The following is a 14,068-nucleotide window of genomic DNA, read 5'->3' as shown; positions in this document are numbered from 1 at the left end:
CCATCCTGCCTGGTGCGGTCGGCAAATCCCGTTTGTCGGCGGTCGCTGCGCGTTGCGCCGCTGGTGAATCGCGCGGCGCAACAGGTGGTTCGTGATTCTCGGCTACCCGAACCAGCGGATTCTCGCGGTCGCCGCGAAACCCGCCGCTACCGTGAGTTTCCCGTTCGGTTCGCGGCGGCAGGATGCGATGGCGATATGGCAGGGTCGCGCGATGTCGGGCGGGATTCGGATGCCGCCGTCGATTTCGTAGCGCATATTCGTGACCTTCCAGGAGCGGGCCTGGGGATCGTCCGGCGTGGTCGGCGGTTGGTCGGGACGCGCGACGGCCATGACCTCGGTGACGCCGACGGGCCAGGTAAAGATCAGCAGACCCGCCTGTTCGGCGAGCCCGCTGACGGCGGGGATGCCACTCGGTGCGGGGTCGTCCTGCGGCGAGTGTTCTTGTCCGCCGCGCGGTTCCGCGGTCCGGCCGGTATCGGATCGGGTGATTTCGGAGTATCTGCCAGCGACGGCCGCGGCCACCGCATACACCGGCTGCCCGACGGCGGGCGCACCACCGTCCTCGAGTTCGGTCGCATGGGTGCGCCCGACGACCCGCCACGAACCGTCCGGCTGCATCCTGGTCACCCGGTAGGTGACATTGTTGGTCGACGACGGCGACCACGCGACGAGTACCGAGCCATTCGCCAGCCGGGTGGCGTCGACCCGCTGCGGGGGCTCGACCGGCGTTTCCGCGAGCGCGGCCGCCGCACCGGCATGATCGGCACACACCGCCACCGCCGCGAGCAGCTCACGCACCCTGGTGTCGGCCGGTCCGGCTTGCGCCGCGGCGACCAACCGGTCCGCTTCGGCGATGGCCTGCCCGGCTTCGGCGAGCAACTGGTCGATACTCGGCACCTCGTTCGACGGCAGCAGATCGGAGGCGGTGCGCCGCAACTGCTCCAGGTGCGGGAGCGCCTCGGCATACCGCTTACCCGCACAAGCGGTCGTCGCACTGCGCCAATAACCTTCCGCCTCGGTCAATACCCGGTCCACCTCATCGGATACCGAACGAATCGGGGTAAGGCCCGCCCCATCGGAGCCGACGAGTCTGCGCGCCTCGTCGACATGGCGCGCGGCCTCCCGTGGACGACCGCCGCGCAGCGCGGCCCGAGCCGCCTTCAACGGTACTTCCCAGAGCCTGGGAGCCGGTGGTATCGGCGACTGCGCGGGTCCCCGTGGTGTCGGCGCGGAGTGCGGCGAATTATCCACTCGCGCACCGAGTTCCGTGGCGATCTCGGTGAGCACCCGGGTCGCGTCGGCCCGATCCAGTCCCAACCGCATCGCCTCGTCGAGTAGATAATGGAAGTCATCGCCGACGAGTTCATCCTCGACCAGCACCGCCGCCCTGACCTTCGGCCGCAGTTCCCTGGCGACATCCTCGGCCACCGCGCGAAGATACTCGTGCAGCGTCGCCTCGCCCGATTCGAGCACATCGTGGATATGAATGAGCAACTCGTCCAACACCACTCGGACCCGCCCCGGCGGCAGCTCACGTGACCGCGCGCGCAACGCCTCGGCGCGCAGCCGAATCTCCTGGGACTGACCGGCTTTCGATGGATCGACCCGCAGCAGCGCGAACAGCGTCGGCGTCGGGTCACCGTCGATCAGCCGCTCCCATTCACTGAGCAACTGCCGAATCTGTTGTCTGCGTTGGTCGGTGAGCGCGCCGGCTGGCACCGGTGTGTCTTCGATGACCCGATGCCTGCGCAGCCTGGTCGCGACCTCGGCGGCGCTGAGTCCGCCCATCGCGCCGATCTCCTCCAGTCCGGGAATCTTCCCGGCCGGTACCCCGCCGTGCCGCTGCACCAATCGTGATATCGCCGCGTCCAGCATCTCGTAGCGATCCGCGTCTCGCCGCGCGCGTACCTCTCTGACCCGCACGGTCTCGGCGCGACGCACCGCCGAATCCAGTAGCAACCGCGACAGCGTTGCATGTGCGTCGACCAGCAGCCCGACGAGCACCCGGTACTTCGGATGGTCACGCTGTCGCTGCCAGAAGCCCCAGACCTCCTCGACCCGCGCGGCGACCTCGGCATCGCTCAGCGACTCCGCCTCCTCCAGCGGAATGTCATAGAGCTCGAACGGATCCGACTCCTCGATTCCGCCGCGGCGCTCGACATCGGCAAGCACCCGCTTGCGGTAGTCGTTCGGGTTGAACGCCTGCATGGCCGCGGCTCAGCTGTCGCGACGGCGCGTGCGCTGGACCTGATCCAGTTCACGCGCCACATCCGCTTGCGACAGAGTCGCGCCGGTCTGCGCGGTCAGGGTCAGCGGCATATCGGCGTCGACGTGATGACAGGTGACCTTCAGGACGCCGTCGAAGCCCATCTCGAAGGTCACCCGCACCTCGCTGCCCTCGGGATAGCCCGCGGGGATGCCGCGAATGCGCCCCTCCACCAGCACCTTCGTATCCTCGGGCCGCAGCGATGCCGCTTGGCCCTGCTGTTCGACAATGGTCAGCGCGATCTCATCCTGATCCGCGCGCACGGTGCCGAACGAACGGCGTACTTTCACCGGCAGGGTCGAGTTGCGCTGGACCAGCCAGGTCGCCGCCAGCCCGTATTGATAGTCGAGCGCGAGTACACCGAAGCCGCGCGAAACGACGGTATCGACCTGGATTTCGAGCATCCGGCGCACCGATCCGACCGGTTGGCCGAAGGATGCGGCGACTCGCGCGATCGACTGGTCCAGATCGAGGGGTGCGGCATCGTGGATATCCGCGCCGTCGCGCAGTCGGCCGCGCGTGGTGAGGTCCGCCATGATCAGGCGTTCCACCTCGAGTTTCTCACCGTAGAGCGCCGCGCCACGCGCCACCGAAAGATCGGGATCGCGCAGTTCGCCACCGAGGCCGAGTTCCCTGCGTAGTTCGCGCTCCACCATCGGCATCCGCGACGAGCCGCCGACCAGCAGCAATCGGTCGACGGATGCGACGCCGCGCTTGCTCGCCGCGGCCAGGCAGTCGCGGGTGAGATCGATGGTGCGGCGCATCAGTGAGAACGTCATCGCGTCGACTTCATCACGCGTCAATGCGATCACGGCTCGGGCGCCGTCGTGCGCGATCACCACATCGGTGCGGTCGGCGTCGGTCAACTCGCGTTTGGCGCGCTCGGCGGCGAGCACCAACATCTGCGAGCCCGCCGAATCATCCAGTGGGTCTTCGGCATCCGGATTCGCTTCGCAGAACTTCTGTGACAGATACAGCGCGATGCGCTCGTCCCAGTCTGCGCCGCCGAGTTGGTGATCACCCTCGACCGCGAGCACCGAAATGCGACGGTCGGCGAGTTCGATGACGGTGGCGTCGAACGTACCGCCGCCCAAGTCGTAGACGAGTACCGTCTCGCGCTGCCCCTCTTTGCCGACCTGCACACTGCCATCGAGCCTGCCGAAGCCATACGAGAGCGCAGCGGCGATCGGCTCGGACAACACACCGGCGACATCGAAGCCCGCATAGGTGCCCACCTGGATGGTCGCGCGCCGCTCCTCGTCACCGAAATAGGCGGGAACCGTGATGACCACGCGCTTCACCGGCTCGCCGCCACTGAATTCCGCATCGGAGGCAAGGCTTTTCAAGATCAGCGCCGAAACCGCGGGCGCGGACCAAGTCTGCCCGTGTGCGACAAAACGCCACTCGGTATCGCCCATCCGCCGCTTCACCAGCGCACACACATGCTCCGGATCGAGGCGGGCCTGCCGCCGCGCACCCTCCCCTACCAGATGGTCGAATGCGGAAGCGAACAGGACAACCGACGGCACAGTTGCCTCGCCGTTCAAACCGATCATCACTTCGGGCCGACCGTCGGCGTCGATCCGCGCGATTGCCGAGTTCGTCGTGCCCAGGTCGATCCCGTAGACCCCCATGGAACGCGATGGTAGCAGCCGAATCCGACACCCGACCATCCGTCGATCCGCGAATCCGGCTGACGCCCAATCCAATAGGCCTGATCTCGGGTTATGGTGCGATCATGACCGAACCAGCGGCCCACCGGACCGACGCTTCCGCGCAGCCCGTAGCACTCTCGGCCGAACCAACCCCGGTGCCCGGCGACTCGGCGCGACACACCTTCGCGCACTTGGTCGAGTCCCAAACGCATCTCGGTGAACGAATCGAAGATCTGGGCCGCGTGATCGCTCGCCAAGCCGCGACCATCGAACGTCTCACCGACCAGGCCAAGGCGCGTGCCGAACGGGACCGCGCCGGTGCCGACCTCCCCCTCATCGTCGAACTCTTCGCCCTGCACGGCGACGCGGCGGCCTGCGCGACGACGGCCGAATCGGTCCGCGAGCGTACGGCTTTCGCGGCCATCACCACCCGCATCGAACGACTCATCATCGGCCGGGGCGGCAGTCTGGTCGCGCCCCACACGGGCGACGCCTTCGACGCACTCACCATGGAAGCCATGGACACCACGAATACCGATGATCCGGAGTTGGACCGCACAGTGGATTCGGTCATCCGGACCGGCCTTATCGTCGCCGGTCGATCCGTCCGACCCGCGGGTGTCGTGGTCCGCCGCTACCGGGCTCCGGCGTCCGGCGCCTAGGGCAGGCCTCGCCCATCGGGTGGATATCGCAGGTACAGGTTTCGATGGTGGGACAGGTGCACCTTCCGAACCGAATCCGGTCCCGAGACTCGTCGATTGGCCGCCAGCCCACGGGTCGAACTGCACCCGTGCGACTACCCTGGCCGGGTGGCCGACGGCGCCCCGGTCGTGACCGGGCGAGCCACGATTCTCGATGGCGAGACCGCTGAAGCCGCGAATCGTGCACTGCACCAGCGGTACGGCTGGCAGTGGAATACCGTCCCGCTCATCGAGGTGCCCGGTGTGGTCGACGTTCATCGCGAGGTCAGCCTGCGTGAACGACTCCGTCGAGCCAGGTCGAAGACCTTGTGGGTGGACAGCGCCATGGTGCGGGTCGGTCGACCTCGACCGGCATCGCGACCGCACCGCGTAGCCGCACCACTGTGTCGTCATCGAGCCGATGCTCGGCCACCCGCGTCAGGCGATTCGGCGCGGAATCTCGGTGCCTACGCTGGCCCAGCGGCCGGATTCGGCGCGCTTTAGCACGGCAACCAGACGCAGCACCATGAAGGCGACCAACCCGGTCCAGATTCCGGCTATGCCCCAGTCGAAGATCAGGGCGAGCCAGATGGCGGGAAGGAAGCCGAGGAGGGCAGCGCCGAGGGTGGTGTTGCGGAGATAGGCGGCATCGCCCGCACCGAGCAGCACACCGTCGAGGGCGAACACGATGCCTGCGATCGGGATGATGGCGACGAAGAACCACCAAACGACGTGGGTGCGGTCCAGGACCGCGGTGTCGTGGGTGAACAGTGTGGGGATCACACTGGCCCCCGCCGCGAAAACCGCGGCGAGGACCAGCGCGAATGCGCCGGACCAGCTGGTGATCCGCCGCGCAAGTACGCGCGCGCCGGATGCGTCGCCCGCGCCGAGTGCCGCACCGACCAGGGTCTGCGCGGCGATCGCGAGCGAATCCAGGGTAAGGGCCAGGAAATTCCATAGCTGCAGGACCAGTTGATGGCCGGCCACCGACGCCGCACCGAATCGGGCGGCAACGGCCGCGGCGGAGACGAAGCTCGCCTGAAAGGCGAGGCTGCGGGCGATCAGGTCACGACCGAGCACGAGTTGCGCCCGCATCACCGACCAGTGCGGCGCCAGCGAAACACGTTCGCGCACCAGCGCACTCAGGAACAGCCCCGCCGTCACGGCTTGGCCCGCGGCGTTCGCGACCGCCGAACCCGCCAGCTCCAGCCGCGGCGCACCCAGCAACCCGTGCACCAGCGCCGGGCACAGCACCCCCGAAACCAGCAGTCCCGCAACAACGAACAGCAGCGGCCTACCCGTCTCCTGCACCCCGCGCAACCATCCGTTGCCCGCCATCGCGATCAAAATCAACGGCACCCCGAACAATGCGATCCGCACCCAGACCAACGCTTCACCGGCGATATCCCCACCACCCGCGATGACATTCGTCAGCGGAACCGCAACCGCCTGTCCCACAATAAGAATCAGCGTCCCGGCAAGAATGGCGACCCAGGTCGCCTGTACCCCTTCCCCGATCGCACCGCGCTCGTCCCCCGCCCCATGCCGCCGCGCCGCCCGCGCCGTGGTCCCATACGACAGAAACGTCAGCTGGGAACTGACCTGCGCCAGAATCAATCCGCCAACCGCGAGACCAGCCAACGCCAACGCCCCGAGCCGCCCCACCACGGCCAAGTCGAACAGCAGATAGATGGGTTCGGCGACCAACACGCCCAAAGTCGGCAGCGCCAGTCCGAGAATCCGTCGCGGGCCCAGCGAATCCGGCGCGACCCCGCTGACCTCCGAGGTGTGCGCAGATTCTCTTATCCGATTCGCCGTCGAATCGAGACCATCCTCCGTTGCTCCAGGCGAGGAATCCGCTCGTATCTCACGGGTCAATGCCCCCTCCCGATACCGCTGGATCTCGGGGGCACAGGGGTTCGCATCCACGCCAGCTCACATGCGCACGACAACGAAACCGGAGAAGTACGCCGTGCTGGGCATGCCACCAACCACCGCGCAGCAAGCATCCGGCCGCGGCCGATCGTCCGGCCGCCGCTGTCCGTGCGCCGTCGCCCGACCAGCCAGCCCGCGACGCTCACCCGAGTTCGGCCAGCAGCGCCGCGACTACCGACTCCGACGTGCCGGTCGTGGTGTACCCGGCGGCGAACCGATGCCCACCACCACCCAAAGACGTTGCGACCGTGGCGACATCGACGCCATCCCGCGCACCGGGCGCGGTGTCGCGTGAACGCAGGGAGACGGTCCACCGATCCGGAACGGTGCGAGATTGTTTGAACACCGCGGCAACCCCGGCTTCGGAAGTGGTGCGGACGATATCGACCACACTCTCCACTTCCTCCGAGCGCACCCCATCGACATCCTCACGGCGTACAAAGGCATACACCAGCCCGGTCCCGCCGCCCGCCTGCGGTTCCAATCGCGCCGTACCGAGCACACGTGACAGCATCGGCAACCAGTCGAACGGATGCGTATCCATCAGTGACCGGGTGATTTCGGCGCCGTCGATACCCGTGGCCAGCAGTCGTTCGGCCAGGTGATGGGTGCCGGGACGCACCCAACGGAACGACCCGGTGTCGGTGACCAGCCCGGCGTAAAGACAATGTGCCACTTCGGAATCGATCGGCACCTGCCAGGCATCGAACACCCGGGCGATCAGACTCGTCGTCGACTCCGCACCCGCATCGATCACATTGATCGCCCCGAACCGGGTATTGGAGCGGTGATGATCGAGCACCAAAGTCGTTCGGGCTCCGGCCAATCGATCGGCGAGCGCACCGAGCCGACCGGCGCTACCGCAATCCACGGCGATGAGCAGATCCACCTCGACCGGTACGTCGGCGGGCGGCACCAGATGGCGCACGCCCGGCAATGTCCGCATCGTCGCAGGCAACTCGGCGGGTTCGGCGAACGACACCCACACCGGGATGCCGCGACGATGCAGCGCCAACGCCAACGCCAGCCCGCTGCCGATGGTGTCGGCATCGGGCTGTACATGACACAGGATGGTGACCGAACGTGCCGCGTTCAGCACGGCGATGGCCGGTCCGAGCTCGACCGCCGCATCGAGATCGGCCCCCCTGGTACCCGGATCGGCGGGCATCGTCGTCATCGCCTACCGCACGTCACTCGTCGGATTCGCGTTCGACCTTGTACGGGTCGGCAGCACCGGCGTGGGTGGCGGTGGCCGCCACCTTCGCGACCGCGTCATCGGCGGCCCGCGCCCTGGCCAACAGCTCTTCCATATCCCGCGCGGCATCGGGCACCTTATCGAGCACGAACGCCAGCGTCGGGGTGAATTTCACGCCGGTGCCAGCGCCCACCTTGGAGCGCAGCACCCCCTTCGCCTTCTCCAGACCCGCGGCCGCGGCCGCGTAATCCGGTTCCACGTCAAGGGTTTCGCCCATCACCGTGTAGTACACCGTCGCCTCGCGCAGATCGCCGGTGACCTTCGCATCGGTGACGGTCACGAAATTCAGACGCGGATCCTTCACCTCGTATTCGATCGCGGTCGCCACGATCGCGGAAATCCGCTTGGCGAGTCGGCGTGCCCTGGCTTGATCCACCATGGCTGAACCCTCCTCACTACTACTGTGTTCAATTTGCGGCGGGAGCGGGGCCTTCGTGGTTACGCAAGCTACCGCCTCCGTGCCCGTCGCACCCGCCGCGGGTCAGTCCTCGGGTCCGAAGATCCTGCGGCGCACTGCCAGCAACTCTAACTCCGGACGTGCCGCGACGTGTCGTTCACATTTGTCGAGCACCTCGGTCAGGTGGTCCATACCGGAACTGACCATGGCAACTCCCAGCAATGAGCGACGGTGGCGGTCGTGTTCCCCACCCTCAGCGGCACTCACGCCGAAGCGCTGCAATTCGGCCAGCACGGGCCGGATCACCGAGCGCTTCTGCTTCAGCGAGTGCACATCTCCCAGCAGGATGTCGAACTCCAGTGCACCCAGGTACACCCAAGCCTCCTGTATCGGTGCCTACGAAAGACTGTCTCGGTGGCCCGGCCCGGCGTCGATGCCGTGCCGGACCACCGGCACACAATCAGTCGCGCGGCTTCTCGCGCAGCTCGTAGGCCTCGATCACGTCGCCTTCCTTGATGTCGTTGTAGGTCAACGTCATACCGCATTCGAAGCCCTCGCGGACCTCGGTGACGTCGTCCTTCTCGCGCTTCAAGGTGGAGATCGTGACCGTCTCGGCGACCACCACGTTGTCGCGGAGCAAGCGCGCCTTGGCGTTGCGCTTGACCGAACCCGAGGTGACCATGCAGCCAGCGATATTGCCAACCTTCGACGAACGGAAGATCGCGCGGATCTCCGCCCGGCCCAGCTCGACCTCTTCGTAGATCGGCTTGAGCATGCCCTTGAGGGCCTTCTCGATCTCGTCGATGGCCTGGTAGATCACCGAGTAGTACCGGATGTCCACGCCTTCGCGGTTGGCCAGCTCGGTGGCCTTGCCCTCGGCCCGGACATTGAACCCGATGATGATCGCGTTCGACGCCGACGCCAGGTTGACGTTGGTCTCGGTGACACCACCGACACCGCGGTCGATGACCCGCAGGCGCACCTCGTCGTCGATCTCGATACCGAGCAGCGCCTCCTCGAGGGCCTCGACGGTACCGGAGTTGTCGCCCTTGAGGATCAGGTTGAGCTCCGAAGTCTCCTTCAGCGCGGCATCCAGATCTTCCAGGCTGATCCGCTTGCGGGTGCGTGCGGCCAGTGCGTTGCGCTTGCGCGCATTGCGCCGGTCGGCGATCTGGCGAGCGATCCGGTCCTCATCGACGACGAGCAGGTTGTCACCGGCGCCGGGCACCGACGTGAAGCCGATGACCTGAACGGGCCGCGACGGCAGCGCCGCGGCGACATCGTCGCCGTGCTCGTCGACCATGCGGCGGACACGACCGTAGGCATCGCCAGCGACGATCGAATCGCCGACCCGCAGCGTGCCGCGCTGGATCAGCACGGTCGCCACCGGGCCACGGCCGCGGTCGAGGTGCGCCTCGATGGCAACACCCTGCGCGTCCATATCCGGGTTGGCCCGCAGGTCCAGCGCCGCGTCCGCGGTCAGCAGGACGGCCTCTAGCAGCTGCTCGATATTGGTGCCCTGCTTGGCGGAGATGTCGACGAACATGGTGTCGCCACCGTATTCCTCGGCAACCAGGTTGTATTCGGTCAGCTGCTGCCGGATCTTGTCCGGGTTCGCGCCTTCCTTGTCGATCTTGTTGACCGCCACCACGATCGGCACATCGGCCGCCTGCGCGTGGTTGATCGCCTCCACCGTCTGCGGCATGACGCCGTCGTCGGCGGCGACCACCAGGATCGCGATATCGGTGGCCTTCGCACCACGGGCACGCATGGCGGTGAACGCCTCGTGACCCGGGGTGTCGATGAAGGTGATGAGCCGGTCGTTATCGCCCAGGTGGGTGAGCACCTGGTAGGCGCCGATGTGCTGGGTGATGCCACCGGCCTCGCCCTCGCGGACGTTGGCCTTACGGATCGTGTCGAGCAGTCGAGTTTTACCGTGGTCGACGTGACCCATAACGGTCACCACCGGCGGACGCTGCTCGAGATCCTCTTCGCCGCCCTCGTCCTCACCGTAGGTCAGGTCGAACGATTCCAGCAGCTCGCGGTCCTCGTCCTCGGGGCTGACCACGTGGACGACGTAGTTCATCTCGCTGCCGAGCAGCTCGAGGGTCTCGTCGTTCACCGACTGGGTCGCGGTGACCATCTCACCGAGGTTGAACAGGGCCTGCACCAAGGCAGCCGGGTTCGCATCGATCTTCTCCGCGAAGTCCGACAGCGAGGCGCCGCGAGCGAGTCGGATGATCTCGCCGTTGCCGCGCGGCAACCGCACGCCGCCGATGGCGGGCGCTTGCATGCTTTCGTACTCGGCGCGCTTGGCCCGCTTCGACTTACGGCCACGACGCGGGGCACCACCGGGACGACCGAACGCACCGGCCGCACCGCCACGGCCACCGGGACCACCCGGACGGCCACCGCCGCCACCGGGACGACCACGGAAACCACCGGCCGCGGGAGCACCGGCACCGGCACCGGGCGCACCCGTGCCGCCGCCACCCTGGCCGCCGCGGTAGCCACCGCCACCGCCGCCGCCACCGGGACGACCGCCACCACCGGGAGCGCCGCCGGGACGACCCGGACGGCCTGCACCAGCGCCGCCGCCCGGACCCGGACGGGCCGAACGCGCGGGCATGGCACCCGGATTCGGGCGCGGCGGCATGGAGCCGGGACTCGGCCGCGGACCACCCGGACGCGGACCACCCTGGCCCGGAGACGGACGCCGCTCGCCCTGGGTACCACCCGGACGCGGACCGCCCTGGGCCGGACCCGGACGCGGACCCTGGCCGGGGCCCGGACGGGGTCCACCCTGGCTGGGGGCCGGACGCGGCGCGGGACGCTCACGATCGGGCGCGGAAGAGAAGGGATTGTTGCCGACGCGCGGGGTCTTCGGACCCGGCTTCGGACCGGCACCCGGACCACCGGGGCGTGGACCGCCCTGCGCCGGAGCGCCGGGCCGCTGCTGCTGACCGGGACGTGCGCCACCCGGCGTCGGGCGGGGTCCGCCTTGAGCCGGAGCGCTCGGCGCCGGAGCGGCCTTCGCGGCCGGAGCCGCCGGGGTCTCCTGTACCGGGGTGATGTCCCGCGGGGCGGGCTTGGCCGCCGGACCGGGACGTACGGCCGGGCCGGGCCGGGCCCCATCGGAGGGACGGGCAGCCGGAGCCGCCGTCTCACGGGCGACCGGAGCCGCCGGGGTCGCCGCCTGTGCGGGCGCGGGGGTACGTGGCCCCGGACGCGGACCGCCACTTGCGGCGGGCTTCGCGGCCGGAGTGCTCGACGGTGCGGAACCGGGGCGCGCCCCGGACTTCGCAGCGCCGTTCGCCGGGGCGGACTTGCCAGCCACCGACTCGCGCAGCCGACGTGCGACGGGTGCTTCCACCGTCGAGGACGCCGACTTCACGAACTCGCCCTGCTCCTTGAGCCTTGCGAGTAGTTCCTTGCTCGTGACACCGAGTTCTTTGGCCAACTCGTGCACGCGGGCCTTGCCTGCCACTGCTCTCCTCACTGAGAGGTCGAGCAGTGCCTCCGCCTAGGGAAGGCGGGCCCGCACGACCTCGGGTTATCTCCGATGGACGTTCATCGTTGGTGCTTCACGGTGTGCTCATGAGTGCTCGTGCCTGTTCTCGAGGTACTTCTCCAGGGCTGAGATATCCAGATGTCCGGACACTCGTAGTGCTCTGCCGAATGCTCGGCGTCGTTCTGCGGTGCGCAAACAAACCGAAACGGGGTGCAGCCAGGCACCCCGTCCGGGAAGTCTGCGCCGCGGATCGGGAACTATCGCAACAACCTCGGAACCGTCACCGGTCTCACAGTCCTGCGCCACGATCCGCAACAGATCGACGGCCAACTCGTGCTTGCGGCATCCGATACACGTCCGCACCGGAGCTTCTCGACGTCGGTGCGCCGGGACTTGCTCGGTGGTGCGTTCGAACAAAGGAACCGAAGGCTCGGGCTGAACCTGACACCACTGTACCGCTGTCCCGCTCGGAACACCGAACCCCGCCCCCGTCGAAGTTACGAACCTGTCATCCGGCGGACCCGATTGGCGGGAATCGGTCAACTCCGATGCGCCTCCGTCCGCACGCTGCCGCTGCCCGCATCGGGTGCGGCATCGCTGCGGATATCGATCCGCCAGCCCGTCAGTCGAGCTGCCAACCTGGCGTTCTGCCCTTCCTTGCCGATAGCGAGCGACAGCTGGAAGTCGGGCACGACCACCCGGGCGGCGCGCGCCTCCGGATCGACGATGGTGACCGAGACCACCTTCGAGGGCGAGAGCGCATTGCCGACGAAGGTCGCCGGATCATCCGCGTAATCGATGATGTCGATCTTCTCCCCGGCCAGTTCGCTCATCACATTGCGCACACGCTGTCCCATCGGGCCGATGCACGCGCCCTTGGCGTTGACACCGGGCACGGTGGTGCGCACCGCGATCTTGGAGCGATGTCCGGCCTCCCGGGCGACGGCGACGATCTCCACTGAGCCATCGGCGATCTCGGGCACCTCGAGCGCGAACAGTCGGCGCACCAGATTCGGGTGAGTGCGCGAGAGGGTGATCTGCGGGCCGCGCGGACCGCGAGATACGCCGACGACGTAGCACTTGATCCGGTCGCCGTGTTCATAGCTCTCACCCGGCACCTGCTCGGCGGGCGGGATCAGGCCCTCAGTGCCGTGCAGCTCGCTGCCGATGCGCACTACGACGGTGCCGCGGGCGTTGGCGCGGGCATCGCGCTGCACCACACCGCCGACGATGTCGCCCTCATGGGTGGAGAACTCGCCGAAGGACTTCTCGTTCTCGGCATCACGCAGCCGCTGCAGCACCACTTGGCGCGCGGTGGTCGCCGCGATTCGGCCGAAACCCTCTGGGGTGTCATCCCATTCGGAGATCACGTTGCCGTCGGCGTCGAGTTCGCGGGCCATCACCCTGACCACGCCGGTCTTCTGATTGATATCGATGCGCGCGTTGGGCTGATGGCCCTCGGTGTGGCGATAGGCCGTAAGCAGTGCCGACTCGATCGCGGAGATCACGGTCTCGATCGAGATCCCTTTGTCGGCGACAATCGCGCGCAGGGCTTCGATTTCGATGTTCATTCCACGATCCCTTCGGTCGGCGAATCGGACGCTGTGCTGTTTCGAGCGATCCGCGAGCTGTCGCTGGCGGCTGCTGATGCTCTTGGTTCATCTGATGTATCGGTTGTTCCCTGGACATCGGCGGTGGGATCCACCGCTTCGTCTCGGCCTGGCCGCGGACGGCCGGGCGCGACTCCGCCCGCGAGTTCCAATTCCCGCACACCGGGCGGGTTGAACTCCACTTGGACGACGGCCTCGGCGATATCGGCCACCGGGATGCGCACCCGGTGCGGCTTGGTCTTGCCGCCGAGCACCAGCGCCAACGTATCGTCGGCGAGCACGCCGACCCTGGCCTCGAACTTGTCCGATGACTTGGGATCCGGCGATTGCGCGCCAGCACGTAGCTTGATCCGCACCTTGCGCCCCTGGGCGCGGCGCCAGTGTCGGTCGGCGGTCAGCGGACGATCGATGCCCGGGCTGGTCACCTCGAGCAGATAGGGGGTTTCGCCGAAATCGCCCGCCTCATCGAGGACCTCGGACAGATCGGTGCTCAGTTTCGCAATGGAATCGAGATCGGAGGCCTCATCGCTGTCCACGATCACCTTCACACGAGCCTGCGCATCCACATGCTTGCCCCCCGTCGAGATCTCGACACCCTCGAGGTCGAATCCTCGGCGCTCGACGAGTCCAGCAACAAGCTGGCTCACCCTTTCCTCGGTCGGCATGGGCATGTGGGCGGCTCCTGGTTCAGTTGTCAGACGGCTGATCTTTCGAACGACCTGCGTGCAGTCGCTGGCGGAAAAATTTCTCTACCGGAGA

Annotated in this window: 11 protein-coding genes and 1 pseudogene; 2 read left to right on the top strand and 10 right to left on the bottom strand. The window is 67.5% G+C overall.

Annotated elements, in window-relative coordinates:
* Window positions 1–102: 102 nt before the first annotated feature.
* A complete protein-coding gene (locus ACQP1G_RS12020; protein ID WP_433202314.1) occupies window positions 103–2,208 on the bottom strand; it encodes an Ig-like domain repeat protein in 2,106 nt (701 codons plus the stop codon).
* Between the two features lie 9 nt (window positions 2,209–2,217).
* A complete protein-coding gene (locus ACQP1G_RS12015; protein ID WP_433202311.1) occupies window positions 2,218–3,900 on the bottom strand; it encodes an Hsp70 family protein in 1,683 nt (560 codons plus the stop codon).
* Between the two features lie 104 nt (window positions 3,901–4,004).
* On the opposite strand from ACQP1G_RS12015, the gene ACQP1G_RS12010 reads away from it, so the two are divergent.
* Both ACQP1G_RS12010 and ACQP1G_RS12005 read left to right on the top strand, forming a co-directional pair.
* Complete coding sequence (locus tag ACQP1G_RS12010) at window positions 4,005–4,583, top strand: nucleotide exchange factor GrpE (RefSeq protein ID WP_433202308.1); 579 nt, start codon at window positions 4,005–4,007, stop codon at window positions 4,581–4,583.
* Window positions 4,584–4,646: 63 nt separating this feature from the next.
* Window positions 4,647–5,105 (top strand): annotated as a pseudogene (locus tag ACQP1G_RS12005) (PPOX class F420-dependent oxidoreductase); the annotation flags it as partial.
* Here the strand turns inward: ACQP1G_RS12005 and ACQP1G_RS12000 are convergent.
* The 8 genes from ACQP1G_RS12000 to rimP all read right to left on the bottom strand — a co-directional run bounded on the left by ACQP1G_RS12000 (window position 5,040) and on the right by rimP (window position 13,980).
* Entirely contained in the window at window positions 5,040–6,407 is a 1,368-nt protein-coding gene (locus ACQP1G_RS12000; protein WP_433208433.1) for an MATE family efflux transporter, read from the bottom strand. The pseudogene ACQP1G_RS12005 and the gene ACQP1G_RS12000 overlap by 66 nt on opposite strands.
* A gap of 271 nt (window positions 6,408–6,678) precedes the next feature.
* The gene (locus tag ACQP1G_RS11995; RefSeq protein WP_433208430.1) at window positions 6,679–7,704 is read right to left on the bottom strand and encodes a DHH family phosphoesterase; all 1,026 of its coding nucleotides are present in this window, start codon (window positions 7,702–7,704) and stop codon (window positions 6,679–6,681) included.
* Between the two features lie 22 nt (window positions 7,705–7,726).
* Window positions 7,727–8,170: a 30S ribosome-binding factor RbfA gene (rbfA, locus tag ACQP1G_RS11990; RefSeq protein WP_354957838.1), complete on the bottom strand. Its 444-nt coding sequence runs from the start codon at window positions 8,168–8,170 to the stop codon at window positions 7,727–7,729.
* Between the two features lie 102 nt (window positions 8,171–8,272).
* Window positions 8,273–8,563, bottom strand: coding sequence for a DUF503 domain-containing protein (locus ACQP1G_RS11985; protein WP_433202305.1), 291 nt, complete (start codon window positions 8,561–8,563; stop codon window positions 8,273–8,275).
* Window positions 8,564–8,648: 85 nt separating this feature from the next.
* Window positions 8,649–11,675 (bottom strand): translation initiation factor IF-2, encoded by a 3,027-nt coding sequence (infB, locus tag ACQP1G_RS11980; protein ID WP_433202303.1) that lies wholly within the window; start codon window positions 11,673–11,675, stop codon window positions 8,649–8,651.
* Between the two features lie 108 nt (window positions 11,676–11,783).
* The gene (locus ACQP1G_RS11975) at window positions 11,784–12,116 is read right to left on the bottom strand and encodes a YlxR family protein (protein WP_433202300.1); all 333 of its coding nucleotides are present in this window, start codon (window positions 12,114–12,116) and stop codon (window positions 11,784–11,786) included.
* Between the two features lie 122 nt (window positions 12,117–12,238).
* Complete coding sequence (gene nusA / locus ACQP1G_RS11970; protein ID WP_420773168.1) at window positions 12,239–13,270, bottom strand: transcription termination factor NusA; 1,032 nt, start codon at window positions 13,268–13,270, stop codon at window positions 12,239–12,241.
* Window positions 13,267–13,980 (bottom strand): ribosome maturation factor RimP, encoded by a 714-nt coding sequence (gene rimP, locus ACQP1G_RS11965; RefSeq protein ID WP_433202297.1) that lies wholly within the window; start codon window positions 13,978–13,980, stop codon window positions 13,267–13,269. The genes nusA and rimP overlap by 4 nt, the downstream gene beginning before the upstream one ends.
* Window positions 13,981–14,068: the final 88 nt, after the last annotated feature.

Source organism: Nocardia sp. CA-107356 (assembly GCF_050946365.1).
Taxonomy (GTDB): domain Bacteria; phylum Actinomycetota; class Actinomycetes; order Mycobacteriales; family Mycobacteriaceae; genus Nocardia.
Note: the sequence above shows the minus strand (reverse complement) of the source record. Positions and strands in the feature narration are given on the sequence as shown.